Below are 19,250 nucleotides of genomic sequence, written 5' to 3'. Positions count from 1 at the left end.
CTGGTGACGCAAGTCGCCTCCGAGTTGATGGGCGTCGACGCCACCACCATGGTGGCGTCGAGCGAACGGGTGCTGGCCAAGCTGGTCGAGCATTTCGACGTCGACTTCAGCTACCTGCGCCACACCAACCGGGAGAACCGCACCACCGTGCTGGTCGCCGAATGGCCGCACCGCGCCGACGTCCCCGACCCCGATCCGCTGCGCGTGGTCCGCTTCGCCGACGCCGACTCGGTCTTCCGGGAACTCGAGCACGCCACCGAGCCGATCATCGTCCGGCCCGGCCACGATTCGGCCGACTACCAGGAGACCATCCGTAAATCCTCGGGAATTCCGAAGGTGGCGATGGCCTGCGTGCCGCTGGTCTCGCGCGGGGAGTCCACCGGCGTGCTCGGCTTCATCAAGGAGGGCGACCGCAGCTGGAGCACCCGCGAACTCAACGTGCTCAAGGCCATCGCCGCGCTGTTCGCCCAGGTGCAGGCCAGGGTGGTGGCCGAGGAACGGTTGCGCTACATCGCCCTGCACGACGACCTCACCGGCCTGGCCAACCGCCGGGCCCTGCTCGAATACATGGAGGACCGGCTGCGGCCCGGCAGCCCCGGCCCGGTGGCCGCGTTCTTCCTCGACCTGGACCGGCTCAAGGCCCTCAACGACTTCCTCGGTCACACCGCGGGCGACAACTTCATCCGCACGCTGTCCTCCCGGCTGCGCGAGAACCTGGACCCCAACGACATGATCGCCCGGCTCGGCGGCGACGAATTCGTCATCGTGCCCGCCAAGCCGATGGACGCCGTCGCGGCCGAACTCGAGGCCACCCGGTTGCAGCAGTTGATCGGGCGGCGCGTGACCGTCGGCGGGGAATCGGTCAGCCGCGGCGCGAGTGTCGGTGTCGCCGTGGGCATTCCGGGCCAGACGACGGTGGCCGACGTGCTGCGCCGCGCCGACCACGCGCTGCTGTCGGCCAAATCCGGCGGCGGCAACGGCGTCGCGGTGTTCACCGACGCGATGCGTGCCCAGTTCGAACTCCAGGACGACGTGGAGCTGAACCTGCGCGGCGCGGTGTCCGACGGCTCCCTGCTGCTGCACTACCAGCCCGAGGTGGATCTGCGCACCGGCCGGATCGTGGCGCTCGAGGCGCTGGTGCGCTGGATGCACCCCACCCGGGGCATGCTGCCGCCCGCCGCGTTCGTCACCGTCGCCGAGGCCACCAACCTGGCCGGGGAACTGGGCCGCTGGGTGATCCGCACCGCCTGCGCCCAGTTCGCGGAGTGGCGCAGGCGTGGGCTGGCCGCCAACACCGTGATGCGGATCAACGTCTCACCGGTGCAGCTGGTGAGCCTGGATTTCGTCGAGCGGATCGAGGACATCCTGCGGTTGTTCGGCATCGACGGCAGCTCGGTCTGCCTGGAGATCACCGAACACGTCGTCGTGCAGGATCTCGCGCGCACCCAGGTCACCCTGCGCGGACTCAAGCGGATGGGGGTGCAGATCGCCATCGACGACTTCGGCACCGGCTACAGCTCGCTCTCCCACCTCAAGGCGCTGCCGGTCGACGCGGTGAAGATCGACCGCGGATTCGTGCAGCGGCTCGGCGCCAGCACCGACGACCTGGCCATCGTGAAGTCCATCATCGGCCTGGCCGGCTCGTTCGGTCTCGGTGTGGTCGGCGAGGGCGTGGAGACCGCCGTCGCGGCCCGCACCCTGGTCGGCCTGGGTTGCTATCGCGCCCAAGGGTTCCTCATCGCCCGCCCCATGCCCGCCGACGAAGTGGAGGCGCATCTGGTGACCGGGCGCATCCCGCTCGACCTCGACCTGCCGCGCGCGGTCCGCGGCGTCGCCAAGCGCTGACCGCCGCTTCCCGCGTTCTTTCCCGACTGTTCACCGGGCGTTGCCCGGCTGGGTTCCGGTGCCCGCCACCATCGGCGGAGTGCGCATCGTGCAGCTGGCCAACTTCTACGGCCCCCGCTCGGGTGGGTTGCGAACCGCGCTGCACCACCTGGGCGCCGGGTACGTCGCCGCCGGGCACGAGGTGGTGCTGATCGTGCCGGGACCGCGCAGGCGCGAAGAGGTGTTGCCCGGCGGCGCCGTGCGGATCACCCTGCCCGCCCTGCCCATCCCGTGGACCGGCGGCTACCGCGCCGCCGATCCGCGCCGCGTCGCCGACGTGCTCACCGGCCTGCGGCCCGACGTGCTCGAGGTCTCCGACCGGCTCACCCTGCGCGGCTTCGGCCGCTGGGCCCGCCGCCGCGACGTGGCCGGCGTGATGATCTCCCACGAACGCCTCGACCGGCTGCTCGGCCAGGTACTGCCCGGCCCGCTGGCCCGCCGCTGCGCCGACATCGCCAACCGCCGCACCGCCGCCGACTACGACATCGTCGTGTGCACCACCGAATTCGCCCGCGCCGAATTCCGCCGCATCGGCGCGCCGAACGTGGAACTGGTGCCGCTGGGCGTCGACCTCGACCTGTTCAGCCCCCGCCGCCGCGACGGCCGCCTGCGCGCCGACCTCGCCGCACCCGGCCACCCGCTGCTGGTGCACTGCGGACGGCTGTCGGTGGAGAAACGCGTCGACCGCAGCATCGAGGCCGTCGGCGAACTCAACCGGGCCGGTGCACCGGTCCGCCTGGTCGTCGCCGGCGACGGACCTCGCCGCGACGCGCTGGAGAAACGCGCCCGCAGCGTGCCCGCCCTGCCCGACGGCAGGCCCGCCGTCCACTTCACCGGCTTCATCTCCGACCGCCACCGGGTCGCCACCCTGCTCGCCACCGCCGACGTCTCCCTCGCCCCCGGCCCGCACGAAACCTTCGGCCTGGCCGCCCTCGAAGCCCTCGCCGCGGGCACCCCCGTCGTCGCCAGCCGCTCCTCGGCCCTCGCCGACATCGTCACCGCCGACTGCGGCGCCATCGCCGACGACGACCCCGCCGCCTTCGCCACCGCCGTCACCGACATCCTCGCCCGCCCCCCGGCCACCCGCCGCCGCGCCGCCCGCCACCGCGCCGAACAATTCACCTGGGGACGAGCGGTATCCGCAATGCTGAACCTCCTCGCCCGGTGAAGATCGTGGCGGGTGCGAGCGTCGAGTACCTGTGTCCGCCGGCCGCGGAGTACGTCGGCCCCGACATCCGGGACGCTGCGCCATGATGTGACGGACCCGCCTCCGGCGCGAAGCTCACCCCTCGGTGCGGGCGCTCAAGACCGCGTCGTAGAGCTCTCGCCGGGACACGCCCGTGGCGGAACTCACCTGGGCGCAGGCGTCTTTCAACCGGAGGCCGTCTTCGACGAGGGCTTCGACCTCGGGGACGAGGGTGGTGGGGTCGGTGGCGGTGGGGGTGGCGCCTGCGAGGACGACGGTGATTTCGCCGCGGGCGCCGTCGACGGCCCAGGTCGCCAGGTCGGCGAGGGTGCCGCGCACGACTTCCTCGTAGGTTTTGGTGAGTTCGCGGCAGACAGCGGCGCGGCGGTCGGGGCCGAGGACCTCGACGGCGTCGGCGAGGCAGTCGGCGAGGCGATGGGGTGCTTCGAAGAAGACGCAGGCGCGGGGTTCGGTGCGCAGGGTGCGCAGCCATGCGCGGCGGGCGCCGGATTTGCGGGGTGGGAAGCCGTCGAAGCAGAACCGTTCGACCGGGAGCGCGGACAGCGCGAGCGCGGTGGTCACGGCGGAGGGGCCGGGCAGGCAGGTGACCGGGAGGTCGCGGTCGACGCAGGCGGCGACCATCCGATAGCCGGGGTCGCTGACCGAGGGCATGCCGGCGTCGGTGACGAGCAGGACGGTGCGGCCCGCCGCGATGTCGTCGAGCAGCGCGGGGATGCGGGCGTTCTCGACATGGTCGTAGAAGCTGACGACCCGGCCGGTGATCTCGACACCGAGCGCCTTGGCCAGCGCCCTGGTGCGGCGGGTGTCCTCGGCGGCGACGACGTCGGCGGTGGTCAGTGCGTCGCGTAGGCGTTGCGACGCATCGCCGATGTCGCCCATCGGGGTGGCCGCGAGCACCAGCCGCCCGGTGGTCGGGCCGCTGGGATCGGACTCGCCTGTCACCGGGCTCCTGTCTCGCCGTCGTCGCTGGATCACCGCCAGCCTAATCGGGCCGACGAGTACCGCGAACGGGTGACTCCGCCCGAGCGCCGGACGACGCGCGGACACCCCGACCGCATACGATCGGGGTCGTGACCCAGGTGACCGACCGCGCGACCGCACCCGGGGCCGTGGCCACCTGGTCGAGCCCCGCCCCGCTCCGCCCGACACCGGATTTCGGCCCGACCGACCGGTTGCGCGGCTGGCTGGTCACGCTGGTACTCACCGCACTCGCGGCGGTGACGAGGTTCAGCGCGCTGAACTACCCGACCGACGCGGGCACCCCGGTCTTCGACGAGAAGCATTACGCCCCGCAGGCCTGGCAGATGCTCACCGGCGGCGGCGTGGAGGACAACCCCGGCTACGGGCTGGTGGTCCATCCGCCGGTCGGCAAACAGATGATCGCCATCGGCGAGTTCCTGTTCGGCTACAACGGCTGGGGGTGGCGGTTCACCGCGGCGCTGGCGGGCACGTTGCTGGTGCTGCTTGTCATCCGGATCGTGCGCAGGATGACCCGCTCGACACTGATCGGCGCGATCGCGGGCATCCTGATGATCGCCGACGGCCTGCTGTATGTGTCCTCGCGCATCGGGATGCTGGACATCTTCATGGCGTTGTTCCTCACCGCCGCGTTCGGCTGTCTGATCGTCGACCGCGACGACGTGCGGGCCCGGCTGGCCCGCGCCGACGCCGAGGGCCGGGCCGCGCTCACGGCGTGGGGGCCGCGGCTGGGCGTGCGCTGGTGGCGGTTCGGTGCGGGCGTGCTGCTGGGGCTGGCGTGCGGGACGAAATGGTCGGGCCTGTATTTCGTCGCGGCGTTCGGCATCCTCAGCGTCTGTTTCGACCTGGCCGCGCGGCGGGCCTACGGGGTGCCGAGCCCGTGGCGGGGCACCGCGCTGCGTGATGTGGGTCCGGCGCTGTATGCGCTGGTGGTGGTCCCGCTCGGGGTGTACCTGGCGACCTACTGGGCCTGGTTCGCCAGCGAGACCGGCGTCTACCGGCACGCCGTCGGCAACCAGATCGGCACGGACGGGCGGTGGTCGTTCCTGCCCGACGCGCTGCGCTCGCTGTGGTTCTACAGCGGCGAATCACTGCACTTCCACGAGGGCCTGACGAATTCGGCGGGCAACCATCATCCGTGGGAGTCCAAGCCGTGGACCTGGCCGATGGGCTTGCGCCCGATGCTGTACTACTACGCCGACAACGTCAACGGGTGCGAGCCCGGCCAGTGCGTGAAGGCCGTGATGCTGATCGGCAATCCGGCGATCTGGTGGATCGCGCTGCCGGTGCTGGCCTGGGCGCTGTGGCGCAGCGTGGTGCGCCGTGACTGGCGCTATGCCGCGGTGCTCACCGGATACGCCGCCGCGCTGTTGCCCTGGTTCCTCACCCTGGACCGGCAGATGTACTACTTCTACGCGGTGCCGCTGGCCCCGTTCCTGATGATGGCGGTGGCGCTGATGCTCGGCGACGTGATCGGCCCCGCCCGCGCGGCTCCGCGCCGCGTCGCCGACCCGCACGCCTTCGCCCTGCCCGATGAACGGCACAGCCTGGGCCTGCTCGCGGTCTGCCTGTATCTGGGCCTGGTGGTGGCCGCGTTCGTGTGGTTCTGGCCGATCATGTCGGCCATGGCGATCACCCCGGACGAGTGGCACGTCCGGCTCTGGCTGCCCAGCTGGCGCTAGCCGCGGCGTTCATCACCGGGTGCCGACCCGCTGGGGCGGCCAAGGGCGGCCCGCAGGTAGTGCAGCGCGTCCTCGTCGTCGAGGCCGAGCCTGCGGATCGCCGCGAGGTAGGCCGCGGCCGCCCGCCCGGCGGCATCGCGGGTGGGGTCGCCCGAGGAGGCGATGAACGAGCCCTGCCTGCCCCGGGTTTCCAGCACGCCGTCGGCCTCGAGTTCCCGGTAGGCGCGGGCGACGGTGTTCGGCGCCAGCCCGAGTTCGGCGGCCAGTGCCCGTACGGTCGGGATCTTGGTGCCCGCGGTGAGTTCACCGGAGCGGACCCGGGCGAGGACGGCCAGCCGCAGCTGTTCGTAGGGTGGTTCGGCGGATGTGGGATCGATGGTGACGCTCAGCACGGGCAGCTCAGATGGTGTCGCGGGACAGGGGACAGGACAGGCAGCGCGGGCCGCCGCGGCCGGAGCCGAGTTCGGAGCCGGGGATGGTGAGCACCTCGACGCCCGCATCGCGCAGCCGTGCGTTGGTCATCTCGTTGCGCTCGTAGGCGACGACGACGCCCGGCGCCAGCGCCAGCGTGTTGTTGCCGTCGTCCCACTGCTCGCGCTCGGCGGTGACCACGTCGAGCCCGGTGTCGATGACCCGCAGCTTGCCGATGCCCATCGCCTCGGCGGCGGCGGGCAGGAAGGGGTCGGGTCCGCTCATGGTGACCCCGCCCTGGTCCTCGCGCCCGCCGTAGTCCTCGTCGCGGCGGATGGTGAACGCCGTCAGTTCGTCGCGCAGCGCCGGGTACATCACCACCGCGTCGGTGTCGACCATCGTGCACACGGTGTCCAGGTGCATGGTCGCCCGGCTCTGCGCGATCGGTACCACCAGCACGGTGTGCGCGAGGCCGTCGTCGAACAGGCTGCGCGCCAAGGCTTCCGCGCCCGCCGGACTGGTCCGCTCACCGACCCCGACCGCGACCACACCGGGACCGAGCAGCAGCACGTCGCCGCCCTCGATCGGCGCGGTGTGCGACTCGTAGGCGCGGCGCACGCCGAGGAAGCGCGGGTGGAAGGCGTAGATGAGGTCGGTGAGCGAGGTCTCGCGCATCCGGGCGGGCAGGGCCAGCGAGGTGATCGCCACCCGCGGGCCGACCCAGAACGACGAGTCGCGGGTGAACAGCAGGTTCGGCAGCGGGTCGATGACGAAGTCGCCGCCGTGGTGCATCCGCCGGACCAGGGAGGTGCCGTCCGGGCCGAACGGCAGTTCGTCGAAGGTCATGCCCGCCATCAGGATCTCGGCCAGTTCCCGGGCGGCCACGCCACGCAGGAAGGCCGCGAGCTCGTCGGCGAGGGTGTGCCCGAGCCTGCGGGCGTCGACGGCCGCGGAGATGCCCTGGATCCGGGCCGCGCCGCTGACGTCGAGCGTCTCGGCCAGCAGATCGGCCAGCAGTAGCACCTCGACGCCGCGCTCGCGCAGCAGCCCCGCGAAGATGTCGTGCTCCTGCTGCGCCCGCTCGACCCAGGGGATGCCGTCGAACAGCAGCTGGTCGTTGTTGCGCGGGGTGAGCCTGCGCAGTTCGCCACCCGGCCGGTGCAGCAGCACCGTGCGCAGCACGCCCACCTCGGAGGTGACGCCGTACCCACCCGCGTTCGTCCAGCCGTGGTCCATGCTCCGACCGTAGTTCGCCCGGGCCCGCCGGGCACGGAATTCGTGGCCGGGAACGATCGCGGCGGCGGATCGCCCGCCGCCGGAAAGACACACACATGCGCATGTGTACGAAACGCTCCGAGGTGACCCTAACCTGAAGTATGGTTCAGCCGGAACGAAGGAGTGTGATGTCGACAGCCGACTGGCGTGCCAAGGAACTGACCCCGGGCCAACTGTCCGAGCGCAGCGGAGTCGCCGTGTCCGCCCTGCACTTCTACGAGCGCGAGGGGCTGATCTCCAGCCGCCGGACCAGTGGCAACCAACGCCGCTACGCCCGCGAGACGTTGCGCCGGGTCGCCTTCATCCGCATCTCGCAACGCGTGGGAATTCCGCTCAGCGAGATCAAGGCCGCGCTCGACCGGCTGCCCGAGGGACGCACGCCCACCCGCCGCGACTGGGAGACCGTGTCCACCGCGTGGCGCGCCGACCTCGACGACCGGATCGAGCAGCTGATCCGCCTGCGGGACAACCTCACCGGCTGCATCGGCTGCGGCTGTCTGTCGCTGGGCACCTGCAAGCTGGTCAACGAACACGACCGGCTCGGCGAACAAGGACCGGGCGCTCGCGTCCTCGACACCCACCTCAACTGCACCACGAAACAGGCGTCCTGCTGATCCGGGCGCGTGTCAGGGTGCGGCGGGCCCGGGCGGCGACCATGATCGAGTCATGACCACTCTGGAGAACAAGGCCAAGACCCTGCTCGCCCTGCACCGGCCCGGCGACCCCGTCGTGTTGCCGACGGTGTGGGACGCGTGGTCGGCGAACGTCGCTGTCGCCGCGGGTTTCTCGGCGCTCACGATGGGCAGCCACCCGGTCGCCGACTCGCTGGGCCGCCCCGACGGCGAGGGCATGACCTTCACCGAACTGCTCGGCCGGGTCCGCCAGGTCACCACCGCCACCGACGTGCCGGTCTCGGTCGACATCGAATCCGGCTACGGCCTCGCGCCCGCCCAGCTCATCGACGGGCTGTTGGAGGCGGGCGCGGTCGGGCTCAACATCGAGGACACCGTGCACGGCGAGGGCCGCAGGCTGCGCGGCGCCGAGGAACACGCCGACTTCGTGCGCGGACTGCGCGAATTCGCCGACGCCGCGGGCGTGCACGTGGTCGTCAACGCGCGCACCGACCTGTTCCTGCGCGGCGACGGCGACGACGCCGACCGGGTGGACCGCGCGATCGAGCGGCTGAGGCTGGCCGCCGCGGCGGGCGCCGACGTGCTCTACCCGGTCGGCAGGCACTCCGACGCCGATATGCGCAGGCTCACCGCGGAGCTGCCGTTGCCGGTCAACGCCATCGGCCTGCCCGACGTCTCCGACAAGGCCGAGCTGGCCGCGCAGGGCGTGGCCAGGATCAGCTTCGGGCCCTTCCTGCAGGCCGCGCTGGCCAAGGAGGCCGAACGCCTGCTCGCCCGGTGGAAATGACGTCCCACGGGCGGCGGGCACTCACTCCTTGGGTTCGACGTAGCGCGGGAAGACCGGCTCGGGCGCGGGCAGCGGGGTGCCGGGCGTGAGCGGGGTGGCCAGGTCGGCGAAGGTGCGGCCCTGCTGGGCGAGCAGGTCCAGAATGCGGCCCGCCGAGCCCGGCATCACCGGCTGCACCAGGATCGCGACGATGCGCACGACCTCGAGCGTCACATAGAGCACGGTCGCCATCCTGGCCAGATCCGCCTCGGTGCCGGACTTGCGCAACGCCCACGGCTGCTGCGCGGAGAAGTACCGGTTGGTCTCGCCGAGGGTCAGCCAGATCGCTTCCAGCGCCAGATGCATCTGCTGGGCGTCGAATTCGGCGCGGCAGCGGTCCAGCAGGCCGGCCGCGCGATCGAGCAGCGCCCGGTCCTCCGCGGTGAACTCGCCAGGCGTCGGCACCGCGGCGTCGCAGTTCTTGTGCACCATCGTCAGGCTGCGCTGCACCAGGTTGCCGAATTCGTTGGCCAGGTCGGCGTTGATGCGGGCGACGATCGCGTCGTGGCTGTAGCTGCCGTCCTGGCCGTAGGAGATCTCCCGCAGCAGGAAGAAGCGCACCGCGTCCAGGCCGTACTCGTCGACGAGTTCGAGCGGGTCGACCACGTTGCCGACCGACTTCGACATCTTCTCGCCCTTGTTGTACAGGAAGCCGTGCACGAAGACCCGCTTGGGCAGCGGCACGCCGGCCGACATCAGGAAGGCGGGCCAGTACACCGTGTGGAAGCGGGTGATGTCCTTGCCGATGATGTGCACGTCGGCGGGCCAGAACTTGCGGAACGCCGGGGAATCGGTGTCCGGGAAGCCCACGCCCGTCAGGTAATTGGTGAGCGCGTCCACCCACACGTACATGACGTGGTCGGGGTGGCCGGGCACCGGCACGCCCCAGTCGAAGGTGGTGCGCGAGATGGACAGATCCTTCAGCCCCGCCTTGACGTAGCTGACGATCTCGTTGCGCCGGGTGGCGGGCGCGATGAACTCCGGGTGCTCCTCGTAGTGGGCCAGCAGCCGGTCCTGGTACTTGGAGAGCCGGAAGAAGAAGTTCGACTCCTCGGTCCAGGTGACCGGCGTCTTGGTCTCGGTGGAGATGCGGCTGCCGTCCTCGAGCAGCGTGGTCTCCTCCTCGGTGTAGAACGCTTCGTCGCGCACCGAGTACCAGCCCGCGTAGTTGTCCAGGTAGATGTCACCGTTGGCGAGCATCCGCTCCCAGATCGCCACGCTGGCCGCCCGATGGTCGGCGTCGGTGGTGCGGATGAAGCGGTCGTAGGAGACGTCGAGGGCCTTGTCGAGCCGCTCGAACACGTCGGAGTTGCGTGCGGCCAGGTCCTGGACCGGGATGCCCTCGGCGGCGGCGGCCTGTTGCATCTTCTGACCGTGCTCGTCGGTGCCGGTCATGAAGAACACGTCGTAGCCGTCGAGCCGCTTGAACCGGGCGATGGCGTCCGCCGAGATGTACTCGTAGGCATGCCCGATGTGCGGCGCGCCGTTCGGGTAGGCGATGGCCGTGGTGACGTAGAAGGCTGGTGCGTCCGCGCTCATGGTGCTGTCTACTGTAATGCTCGTGCCTGTGCTGTCCCATTCCACCGGCGCGTGTGCGATGACACGCGGAGGTGATCGTTCGTGAGTGCCCGACGTCCGGCGCCGGACCTACCCGAGCCGCTCGCGCCGCTGGTCGACGCCCACACCCACCTGGACGCCTGCGGCGCGACCGATGCCGCGTCGACGGCGGAGATCCTCGACCGCGCGGCCTCGGTCGGCGTCGGGCAGGTCGTGACCGTCGCCGACGACCTCGCCGCCGCGCAGTGGGCGGTGCGGGCCGCGCACGCCGACCCGCGCGTGTTCGCCGCGGTCGCGCTGCACCCGACCCGGGCCGATGCGCTGGACACTGCCGCGCAGGCGGAACTGGAGCGGCTGGCGGCCGACCCGCGCACGGTGGCCGTCGGCGAGACCGGCCTGGACTACTACTGGCCGGGCAAGCTGGAGGGCTGCGCCGACGTCGAGACCCAGATCGAGGCCTTCCGCTGGCACATCGACCTGGCCAAACGGGTGCGCAAGCCGCTGATGATCCACAACCGGGAAGCCGACCACGACCTGCTCACCGTGCTGCTGGACGAGGGCGCGCCGCCGACGGTGATCTTCCACTGCTTCTCCTCCGACACGAACATGGCGCTGTCGTGCGTGGACGAGGGCTACATCCTGAGCTTCTCCGGAACGGTCAGCTTCAAGAACGCCCACGAGTTGCGGGAGGCGGCCACGGTGGTGCCGGACGGTCAGATCCTGGTGGAGACCGACGCGCCGTACCTCACCCCGCACCCGTTCCGCGGCGCCCCCAACGAGCCGTACTGCCTGCCCTACACCGTCCGTGCGCTGGCCGAGCTGCGCGGACAGGATCCGGTCGAGCTGGCGAAGATCACCACCGCCAACGCGCGGCGGGTGTACGGCATCTGACGGGGATTGCGCGCGCGGTTGTTACCCGACCCCGCAGGTCGGAAAACGTAAGTGTGTCTCAGGTCACTTCTCGCCTCGATAGATGTCCTCTAGCAGGGCGGTCGATATCGAATCGTGATGTGGAACGCCGCTGATCGCGCGCCCGCGGTTGTTCCGCCGTGCCCGCCTCGTTATGGTTCTGTGACCATGTCCCCCATCGCGAAGATCAACCGGTCACGCTCGCCGCTGCTGTACGCGGCGGTGGCGGCGTTGCTGCTGACGCTGATCGTGGGCGCTTCCATGGCCATCGTGAACCGCAAGACGGTCACCGTGGTGGTGGACGGCCAGCAGACGGTGCAGACCACCATGTCCCGCAACGTGGCGGGTGTGCTGCGCGCCGCGGGCTTCGAGGTGACCGACCGCGATCTGGTCCGTCCCGGCCTCGGGGCGGCCGTGGTCGACGGCGCCACGATCGTGCTGAACCGGGCGCGCGAGGTGGCGCTCACCGTGGACGGCGCCGTGCGCAAGGTCTGGACCACCGGTCTCACCGCGGGCGAGGCGCTCGAGCAGTTGAAGCTGCCCGCCGACGCCTACGTCTCGCCCGGCCGGGACAAGCCGCTGCCGCTCAGCGGCGCCGCGCTGACCGTGGCCACGCCGCGCACCGTCTCGCTGCTCGACGGCGCGGGCGCTCCGGTGGACGTGCGCCTCGCCGCGCCGACCGTCGGGGAATTCCTCTCCGTCGCCGGTGTGCCGCTGGTCGAGCAGGACACCGTCGAACCCGCCCCGGACACCCCGCTCGCGGACGGCCTGCGTGTGGTGGTCACCCGCAAGCGCGTCGAAAAGCTCACCGAGACACTGCCGCTGGATCCGCCGGAGAACGTCATCGAGGATCCGACGATGAACATGAGCCGCACCGTGGTGGAGAGCGAGGGCGTGCCGGGTGTGCACGACGTGACCTTCTCGATCACCAAGGTCAACGGTGCGGAGGTGGAGCGCACGCCGGTCGAGTCGGTGGTGAAGGTGCCGGCCCAGCCCAAGACCGTCCGCAAGGGCGCCAAGCCGGGCACCGAGGTGCCCCCGGTGCGTGACGGCGCGATCTGGGACGCGCTGGCGCAGTGCGAATCCAACGGCAACTGGGCCATCAACACCGGCAACGGCTACTACGGCGGCATCCAGTTCGACCAGAGCACCTGGGAACGGCAGGGCGGCCTGCGCTACGCCCCGCGCGCCGACCTGGCGACCCGCGAGGAACAGATCGCCATCGCCGAGGTCACCCGCGCCCGCCAGGGCTGGGGAGCCTGGCCCGCCTGCACCAGCAGGCTGGGCCTGAGCTGATCGCGGCCGGAGGCGGTAGCGGAGCGTGACCACGGAGGCCGCAGCGGGGCGCCATCCGTCGGGGGTGGCGCCCCGTTCCGTGCCCGTGCCGGGCCGCGCGGTCCGGCGGATTGGTAGGTTCGTCCGGTGTCCGAAGCCGATGTCACCGCCCGCGGCGATGCCGCGTTGCTCGGGCCCGCCGAGGTGCGGGCGCTGGCCGAGCGGTTCGGCGTGCGGCCGACCAAGCAGCTCGGGCAGAACTTCGTCCACGACGCGAACACGGTGCGCCGCATCGTCACCGCGGCGGGCGTCGGCCGCGCCGACACGGTGCTGGAGGTCGGTCCCGGCCTCGGTTCGCTGACGCTGGCCCTGCTCGACGTGGTCGATTCGGTGGTGGCCGTCGAGATCGATCCGGTGCTCGCCGAGCATCTCCCGCGCACGGTGGCCGATCGCGCGCCCGCGTTGGCGGGGCGGTTGCGGGTGGTGCGGGACGACGCGCTGCGGGTGCGGGCAGCCGACCTGCCCGCGAGCCCGACCGCGCTGGTGGCCAATCTGCCCTACAACGTGGCCGTGCCGGTGCTGTTGCATCTGCTGGCCGAGTTGCCCGGCCTGCGTACGGCGCTGGTGATGGTGCAGGCCGAGGTGGCCGACCGGCTGGCTGCCGAGCCGGGCAGCCGGGTCTACGGTGTGCCCAGCGTGAAGGCCGGATTCTTCGGCACGGTGCGGCGGGCCGGTGCGGTGGGCACGCAGGTTTTCTGGCCGGTGCCGCGGGTGGAATCGGGACTGGTGCGGGTGGAGCGCTACGTCGAGCCGCCGTGGCCGATGGACGAGCAGCACCGCCGCCGGGTCTTCGAGATCATCGATGCGGCCTTCGCGCAGCGGCGCAAGACGCTGCGCGCGGCGCTGGCGGGCTGGGCGGGCAGTCCCGCCGAGGCCGAACGGCGGCTGCTGGCCGCGGGGATCGATCCGACGGCCCGGGGCGAGACGCTCGACACCGCCGCCTATGTGCGGCTGGCGGCGCAGGCCTGACCGCGCGTTGTCCAGGAGGACAACGGTATTCGCCCGGGCCGTCGAGCGATCGGTGTCGCGGCGGCGGCGCCGGGTCCGCCGAACGAACCCGGCGGCCGCCGCCGGTGTGGTCGTCCGCCGCGGACGACCCGCAGGCTGCCCTCAGAGGACGACCTCGTACCCCGCTTCGTCCACGGCGGCGACGACATCGGCATCGGCCAGCGGCGCGGTGCTCTCCACGCGCACGGCGCCGCCCTTCAGGTCCACCTGGACGGACGTGACCGCGTCGATCTTGCCGATCTCCGTCTCGACCGCACTCGCGCAGTGGCCGCAGGTCATGCCCTTGACGGTGTAGGTGGTGGTGGTCATGGTGGCGACTCCTCCGGTTCGTGGGACAGCGGCGGATCCGATGTCCGCCGACACCACGAACATACCCTTGGGGGGTATGGTACGCAAGGCGGTGCGCGCATCGGGACGCGGCGGACACCGCCGTCCCGGCCGCTCGTGAGCCCGGCGGGTGTCGGGGCCAGCGGATAGGCTTGGGCCTCGTGCTGTCAGTTGTGCCCAGTCCGGTTCTCGTGCGCGCGCCCTCGAAGGTGAACCTGCACCTCGGTGTCGGCGACCTGCGCCCCGACGGCTACCACGACCTGACCACGGTGTTCCAGGCGCTGTCCCTCGGCGACGACCTGCGGATCTCGCCCGCCTCGGCGCTCACGGTGAAGGTGAACGGCGAGGGCGCCGCCGAGGTGCCCACCGATCGCACAAATCTGGTGTGGAAGGCCGCGGTGCGGTTGGCCCACCTGGTCGGGCGGGCGCCACTGGTGGAGATCGTCATCGACAAGGGCATCCCGGTGGCGGGCGGGATGGCGGGCGGCAGCGCCGACGCCGCCGCCGCGCTGGTCGGCCTCAACGAGCTGTGGGACATGGGCCTGGGCCGTGACGAATTGTCCGCGCTCGCCGCCGAACTCGGCAGCGACGTGCCCTTCGCCCTGCACGGCGGCACCGCGCTGGGCACCGGCCGGGGCGAGCGATTGCTTCCGGTGCTGTCGCGCAACACCTTTCACTGGGTGCTCGCCTTCGCCAAGGGCGGGCTGTCCACCCCGGCGGTGTTCGCCGAACTCGACCGGCTGCGCGAGCACGGCGACCCGCCGCGCCTCGGCGACCCGCAGGCCCTGATGCAGGCGCTGGCCTCCGGCGACCCCGCCCAGCTCGCGCCGCTGCTCGGCAACGACCTACAGGCCGCGGCGGTCTCGTTGAAGCCCGAGCTGCGCCGTACGCTGCGCGCGGGCGTCACCGCGGGCGCGCTGGCCGGGCTGGTCTCCGGCTCCGGACCCACCTGTGCGTTCCTGTGCGAGAGCGCGGACGCCGCCGTCGCGGTCGCGGCGGAGCTGGCCGGGGCGGGCGTGGCCCGCAGCGTGCGCACCGCGAGCGGGCCGGTGCCCGGCGCGCGCGTCATCGATCCGGAGAGCTGACCAGGTCCGACGAACCGGCCCCCGACCCCGCCTCGGTACCCTGGCTCGGGGCCCTGCCGGGCCCGCGGCACCGGTATGTCGGAAGGATCCATGTCCAACCTGATCAATCTCGAACAGGTCTCCAAGAGCTTCGGGATCACCCCGCTCCTCGACAACGTCTCGCTCGGCGTGCACGCCGGCGAGCGGATCGGCGTGGTCGGCCTCAACGGCGGCGGCAAGACGACGCTGCTCGAGGTCCTGACCGGCCTGGAGGAACCCGACTCGGGGCGGGTGAGCAGGCTGGGTGGGCTGCGGATGGCGGTGGTCACCCAGCGCGGCGTGCTGCCGGACGGCGCCACCGTCGGCCAGGTGGTGCTGGCGGGTCTCACCGACGACGCGGCGGGCGGCGAACTGGCCGAGCACGAGTGGGCCGCCGACGCGCGCATCCGCGCGGTGCTCGAGGGCATCGGCATCCAGGATCTCGGCCACGACACCCCGGTGACCAATCTCTCCGGCGGGGAGCGGCGCCGCGTCGCGCTGGCCGCCGCGCTGGTGCGCGACCTGGATCTGCTGGTGCTCGACGAGCCGACCAACCACCTCGACGTCGAGGGGGTGCAGTGGTTGGCCCGGCATCTGCTCGAGCGCCGCAGCGCCCTGGTCGTGGTGACCCACGACCGCTGGTTCCTCGACACCGTCGCCACCCGCACCTGGGAGGTCGTCGGCGGCAAGGTGGAGAGCTACGAGGGCGGTTACGGCGACTGGATCTTCGCCCGCGCCGAGCGGGCGCGCCAGGCCGACGCCACCGAGGCGCGCCGGCGCAACCTCGCCCGCAAGGAACTGGCTTGGCTGCGCCGCGGCCCGCAGGCGCGCACCTCCAAGCCGCGCTACCGGGTGGAGGCGGCCGAGGCGCTGATCGCCGACGTCCCGCCGCCACGCGACAGCGTCAGCCTGGCCGCCTTCGCCCGCAAACGGCTGGGCCGGGTGGTGATCGAACTCGAGGACGCCACCCTCACCACGCCCGACGGGCGCGAGCTGGTGCGCGACCTCACCTGGCGGCTGGCGCCGGGGGAGCGGGTCGGCCTGGTCGGCGTCAACGGCTCGGGCAAGACCACCCTGTTGCGCGCGCTGGCCGGAGACGTCGAGCCCCGCGCGGGCACGCGCATCCAGGGCCAGACCGTCCGCATCGGCTGGCTGCGCCAGGAACTCGACGACCTGCCCACCGACCTGCGGGTGCTCGAGGCCGTGCAGCAGGTCGCGCAGCGGATCATGTTGGGCGACAAGGAGATCTCGGCCGGGCAGCTGGCCGAGCGGCTCGGGTTCAGCCCGGCTCGCCAGCGCACCCCGGTCGGCGACCTCTCCGGTGGCGAGCGGCGCAGGCTCCAGCTCACCCGCATCCTGATGTCGGAGCCGAACGTGCTGCTGCTCGACGAGCCGACCAACGACCTCGACATCGACACCCTGCAGCAGCTGGAGGATCTGCTCGACAACTGGGCGGGCACGCTGGTGGTCATCAGTCACGACCGCTACCTGATCGAGCGCATCTGCGACTCCACCTGGGCGTTGTTCGGCGACGGCAAGCTCACCAACCTGCCCGGCGGTATCGAGGAGTACCTGCGCAAGCGGGCCGCGAATGCCGCGCGGCCGGCGAGCCAGACCAGATCGGCGAGCGAGGCGCCGACCACCGACGCCGCCGCCTACCGCGCCGCGCGCAAGGAACTGGCCAAACTCGAGCGCACCATCGACAAGCTCACCCAGCGCGAGCAGCAGTTGCACGCGGCGCTGGCCGATGCCGCCACCGATCCGGACAAGCTGGTGACCCTCGGCGCCGAACTCAAACAGGTGCTGACGGACAAGGACGCCGCCGAGGAACGCTGGCTGGAACTGGCCGAGGACACCCCCTGAGCGGGGCTAGCTGGTCTCGGCCTGCTCGCCCGGCGCGACGACCGGCAGGCAGGTGCGCACGAAGTCGCTGCCGAACGAGGTGAGCACGATGCTGCGGTAGCTGACCTTGGTGCCGAAACCGGAGCGCTTCAACAGTTCCCGCACCGCGGCCTGCGCTTCGATCAGCTGGTAGCGGTGCGGGTTGTCGACCGGTTCCGCGGCCAGTTCGATCAGGCCGAGCCTGCGCAGGTTGGTCAGGTACTGCGGTACCCGGTTGGGGAAGCGCACCCCGGCGTGCTCGCCGATGACGCTCGCGCCCTCCACCCGCCGTTCGCTGCGCAGGCCGCGCCGCCCGGCGCGGATGTCCATCGCGGGCTGCGGCCCGTCGCGGTAGAGCAGGCGCAGGACGCGGGCCTCGTCGGGGGTGAGTTCGGCGAGGATGCCCGCGAAGGCCGGGTGCGTCTCGGATTGTTCCTGGGTCGGGCTGGCCGACAGCCGCAGCAGCGCGGCGCCCTGTTCGCGCAGGGTGGGCAGCGCCGGATCGGCGGCGTCGGCGGCGGCGGGCAACCGCAGCGCCCGGCGGACGGCGTCGCGCACCTCGGCTTCGGCCTCGGCGAGCACCTCGCGCGGCGGCAGGCCGGCCATCGATCCCTTCACGACGGTGCCGGTGACGCCGAGCGCGGTGTCGACGGTCCACGCGGTGACCTCACCGGCCGCGGTCAGGGCGACCTTGGCGACGCCGCCCGCGGCGCGGACGGTGCGGACCGGGGAGATCGGCGCGCGACGCGAGCGCCCGGCCGGGGCGTCCTCGGCCAGCGGCCACGGGGCGAGCTCCTTCGACGGAGTATGGTCCTCGTCGGATGATTCCGTCATAGCCATGTCGTCGCCACTCCCGTTCCGAAGATCAGGATATGAGCGTATCCGGCCAGCAGGCCCAATGCGCCGCCATGCACGAAAAGCAGCCATTCGTCCTGTTTGATGGCCGATCGCAACATATCCACGAAGTCCGGGGGAGCCAGCGCCGACATCTGTTTGGCGATGTAGTCGTTGATCTGTTTGCCCTGCTGCACGTTGAAGTCCGGGTCGGCGAACGCGATCGGTGCGATCGACATCGCCTCGCTGGTCAGCGTCTGCTGCAGCGAGTCGTACTCGCGGCTGCCGAGCATGAACTTCACCGCGGGCCGGGCCGGGCCGAGCGCGCGGTCGGCGGCCGGGCGCAGGGTGTCCTCGAGCATCTGCAGGGTGCGGTCCGACCGCGGGCCGTTGAGCAGTTCGTCGCCGATGTTGGCGACCGTCATCACCTGGGTGGAGACGAGTTCGGCGTAGCCGGCGGTGATCTCGGGCTGGCGCTTGATCAGCAGGCCCTGCCGCCACGGGCACCACCACTTCGGGTAGGCCGGGGCGAAGATCATGTTGATGCCGATCCAGTTGACCACCCAGCCGATGATCACCCCGCCGATCGGCAGCACCACCCAGCTCGACCAGCCGGTCAGGTGCAGCACCGCCACCAGCACCACACCCATCGGCGCGCCGAAATAGAAGCCGAAGTTCTGCATGAAACGCAGTTCCTTGGCGCCGAGCACCTGGAACAGGGTGTTGAGCAGATGCGGGCGGGCCTGGAAATACCGGATCACCATCTGCTTGACATCGATGAGTTGATCGATGTTCTTGCCGAGTTCGTCGGTGAGTTCGCGCAGGATGTCCGGCAGTTGCTGGCGCACCCGCGCGTGCACCATCTCGCGCACCTGGCTGGGCAGGTTGTACCAGAGTTGCGGATGCTCGCGCCGCAGGATCTCCTCGACGATGTCGGTGATCTGCGCGTCGGCGATGGTCGCCAGGTGTTCGGCGAGCTTGTCCGGGTCGAGCTCGCGATAGAAGTCCGCGACGCTGCCGAGTTTGGACAGCCCTTTGTCGACGGCGATGCTGGCCATCTTGTCCGCCCGCGAGGGCACGATGCCCTGCCAGCCGAACCTGCCGTCGTAGCTGAGCAACGGCAGCACCTGGATGCGCTTGGGCAGGAACGGGTACAGCGCCCGCAGGCCGGGCACGTGCACGCCGTGGAAGGACAGCGGGCGGAACAACATCAGCACACCGGTCCAGTTGGTGATGTAACCGATGACGCCAGTGAAAAGCGGAATCGTCAGAAGTTCGAGCAGGATGGTCGGGTGAACACCGAAAACGCTCTCCAACACGACACCCTCCTGCCGAAAACCGGTGACCGCCGCCTCACCGGGACATCAAAGTAGCACCAGCCCGGCAAACCGGCCGCATTGT

17 protein-coding genes are annotated in these 19,250 nt (G+C 71.3%); 10 read left to right on the top strand and 7 right to left on the bottom strand.

Translation table 11 applies throughout. The features are described from left to right. The first annotated feature begins 3 nt into the window (after window positions 1-3). Together CRM89_RS17995 and CRM89_RS17990 are read left to right on the top strand one after the other, a co-directional pair. Window positions 4-1,845 carry a bifunctional diguanylate cyclase/phosphodiesterase gene (locus CRM89_RS17995; RefSeq protein WP_170916174.1) on the top strand — a complete coding sequence of 614 codons (1,842 nt, stop codon included), beginning with the start codon at window positions 4-6 and terminating at the stop codon, window positions 1,843-1,845. A gap of 79 nt (window positions 1,846-1,924) precedes the next feature. Next, window positions 1,925-3,052, top strand: a complete 1,128-nt coding sequence (locus tag CRM89_RS17990) for a glycosyltransferase (RefSeq protein ID WP_098087033.1) — start codon at window positions 1,925-1,927, stop codon at window positions 3,050-3,052. A gap of 114 nt (window positions 3,053-3,166) precedes the next feature. Here the strand turns inward: CRM89_RS17990 and rsmI are convergent, their stop codons facing one another. Further along, the gene (gene rsmI, locus CRM89_RS17985) at window positions 3,167-3,970 is read right to left on the bottom strand and encodes a 16S rRNA (cytidine(1402)-2'-O)-methyltransferase (protein WP_041561376.1); all 804 of its coding nucleotides are present in this window, start codon (window positions 3,968-3,970) and stop codon (window positions 3,167-3,169) included. Between the two features lie 191 nt (window positions 3,971-4,161). Between rsmI and CRM89_RS17980 the strand changes: the two genes are divergently transcribed. Next, the gene (locus CRM89_RS17980; RefSeq protein WP_098085186.1) at window positions 4,162-5,751 is read left to right on the top strand and encodes a dolichyl-phosphate-mannose--protein mannosyltransferase; all 1,590 of its coding nucleotides are present in this window, start codon (window positions 4,162-4,164) and stop codon (window positions 5,749-5,751) included. Here the strand turns inward: CRM89_RS17980 and CRM89_RS17975 are convergent. Together CRM89_RS17975 and arcA are read right to left on the bottom strand one after the other, a co-directional pair. Beyond that, complete coding sequence (locus CRM89_RS17975; RefSeq protein WP_098085184.1) at window positions 5,748-6,143, bottom strand: GntR family transcriptional regulator; 396 nt, start codon at window positions 6,141-6,143, stop codon at window positions 5,748-5,750. The genes CRM89_RS17980 and CRM89_RS17975 overlap by 4 nt on opposite strands. Window positions 6,144-6,150: 7 nt before the next feature. Beyond that, complete coding sequence (gene arcA, locus CRM89_RS17970; RefSeq protein WP_011211444.1) at window positions 6,151-7,398, bottom strand: arginine deiminase; 1,248 nt, start codon at window positions 7,396-7,398, stop codon at window positions 6,151-6,153. 167 nt (window positions 7,399-7,565) lie between these two features. On the opposite strand from arcA, the gene soxR reads away from it, so the two are divergent. Together soxR and CRM89_RS17960 are read left to right on the top strand one after the other, a co-directional pair. Continuing rightward, on the top strand, window positions 7,566-8,051 hold the full coding sequence (gene soxR, locus CRM89_RS17965; RefSeq protein ID WP_041560413.1) for a redox-sensitive transcriptional activator SoxR: 486 nt from the start codon (window positions 7,566-7,568) through the stop codon (window positions 8,049-8,051). Window positions 8,052-8,103: 52 nt separating this feature from the next. Continuing rightward, the gene (locus CRM89_RS17960; RefSeq protein ID WP_060594401.1) at window positions 8,104-8,856 is read left to right on the top strand and encodes an isocitrate lyase/phosphoenolpyruvate mutase family protein; all 753 of its coding nucleotides are present in this window, start codon (window positions 8,104-8,106) and stop codon (window positions 8,854-8,856) included. Between the two features lie 21 nt (window positions 8,857-8,877). On the opposite strand, the gene metG is transcribed toward CRM89_RS17960, so the two are convergent. Beyond that, complete coding sequence (metG, locus tag CRM89_RS17955; protein WP_098085181.1) at window positions 8,878-10,434, bottom strand: methionine--tRNA ligase; 1,557 nt, start codon at window positions 10,432-10,434, stop codon at window positions 8,878-8,880. Window positions 10,435-10,515: 81 nt separating this feature from the next. Here metG and CRM89_RS17950 point away from each other — a divergent pair, with 81 nt between their 5' ends. The 3 genes from CRM89_RS17950 to rsmA all read left to right on the top strand — a co-directional run bounded on the left by CRM89_RS17950 (window position 10,516) and on the right by rsmA (window position 13,665). Then, window positions 10,516-11,343 (top strand): TatD family hydrolase, encoded by an 828-nt coding sequence (locus CRM89_RS17950; protein WP_011211440.1) that lies wholly within the window; start codon window positions 10,516-10,518, stop codon window positions 11,341-11,343. A gap of 186 nt (window positions 11,344-11,529) precedes the next feature. Next, a complete protein-coding gene (locus CRM89_RS17945; protein ID WP_060594403.1) occupies window positions 11,530-12,657 on the top strand; it encodes a resuscitation-promoting factor in 1,128 nt (375 codons plus the stop codon). A 126-nt stretch (window positions 12,658-12,783) separates the two neighbouring features. Beyond that, window positions 12,784-13,665 carry a 16S rRNA (adenine(1518)-N(6)/adenine(1519)-N(6))-dimethyltransferase RsmA gene (gene rsmA, locus CRM89_RS17940; RefSeq protein WP_011211438.1) on the top strand — a complete coding sequence of 294 codons (882 nt, stop codon included), beginning with the start codon at window positions 12,784-12,786 and terminating at the stop codon, window positions 13,663-13,665. A 141-nt stretch (window positions 13,666-13,806) separates the two neighbouring features. On the opposite strand, the gene CRM89_RS17935 is transcribed toward rsmA, so the two are convergent. Beyond that, window positions 13,807-14,013 carry a cation transporter gene (locus CRM89_RS17935; RefSeq protein ID WP_041560412.1) on the bottom strand — a complete coding sequence of 69 codons (207 nt, stop codon included), beginning with the start codon at window positions 14,011-14,013 and terminating at the stop codon, window positions 13,807-13,809. Window positions 14,014-14,192: 179 nt separating this feature from the next. Between CRM89_RS17935 and CRM89_RS17930 the strand changes: the two genes are divergently transcribed. Next, window positions 14,193-15,116: a 4-(cytidine 5'-diphospho)-2-C-methyl-D-erythritol kinase gene (locus tag CRM89_RS17930; protein WP_011211436.1), complete on the top strand. Its 924-nt coding sequence runs from the start codon at window positions 14,193-14,195 to the stop codon at window positions 15,114-15,116. A gap of 90 nt (window positions 15,117-15,206) precedes the next feature. Further along, a complete protein-coding gene (locus tag CRM89_RS17925; RefSeq protein ID WP_098085179.1) occupies window positions 15,207-16,997 on the top strand; it encodes an ABC-F family ATP-binding cassette domain-containing protein in 1,791 nt (596 codons plus the stop codon). Between the two features lie 6 nt (window positions 16,998-17,003). Here CRM89_RS17925 and CRM89_RS17920 read toward each other — a convergent pair whose 3' ends face one another. Then, window positions 17,004-17,849 carry an Abi-alpha family protein gene (locus CRM89_RS17920; RefSeq protein WP_011211434.1) on the bottom strand — a complete coding sequence of 282 codons (846 nt, stop codon included), beginning with the start codon at window positions 17,847-17,849 and terminating at the stop codon, window positions 17,004-17,006. Continuing rightward, entirely contained in the window at window positions 17,846-19,168 is a 1,323-nt protein-coding gene (locus tag CRM89_RS17915; protein WP_050768168.1) for a hypothetical protein, read from the bottom strand. Before CRM89_RS17915 ends, CRM89_RS17920 begins: the two co-directional genes overlap by 4 nt. Between the last annotated feature and the right edge of the window lie 82 nt (window positions 19,169-19,250).

The organism is Nocardia sp. FDAARGOS_372 (assembly GCF_002554515.1).
Classification (GTDB): domain Bacteria; phylum Actinomycetota; class Actinomycetes; order Mycobacteriales; family Mycobacteriaceae; genus Nocardia; species Nocardia farcinica.
This window is presented reverse-complemented; position numbering and strand designations above follow the sequence as displayed.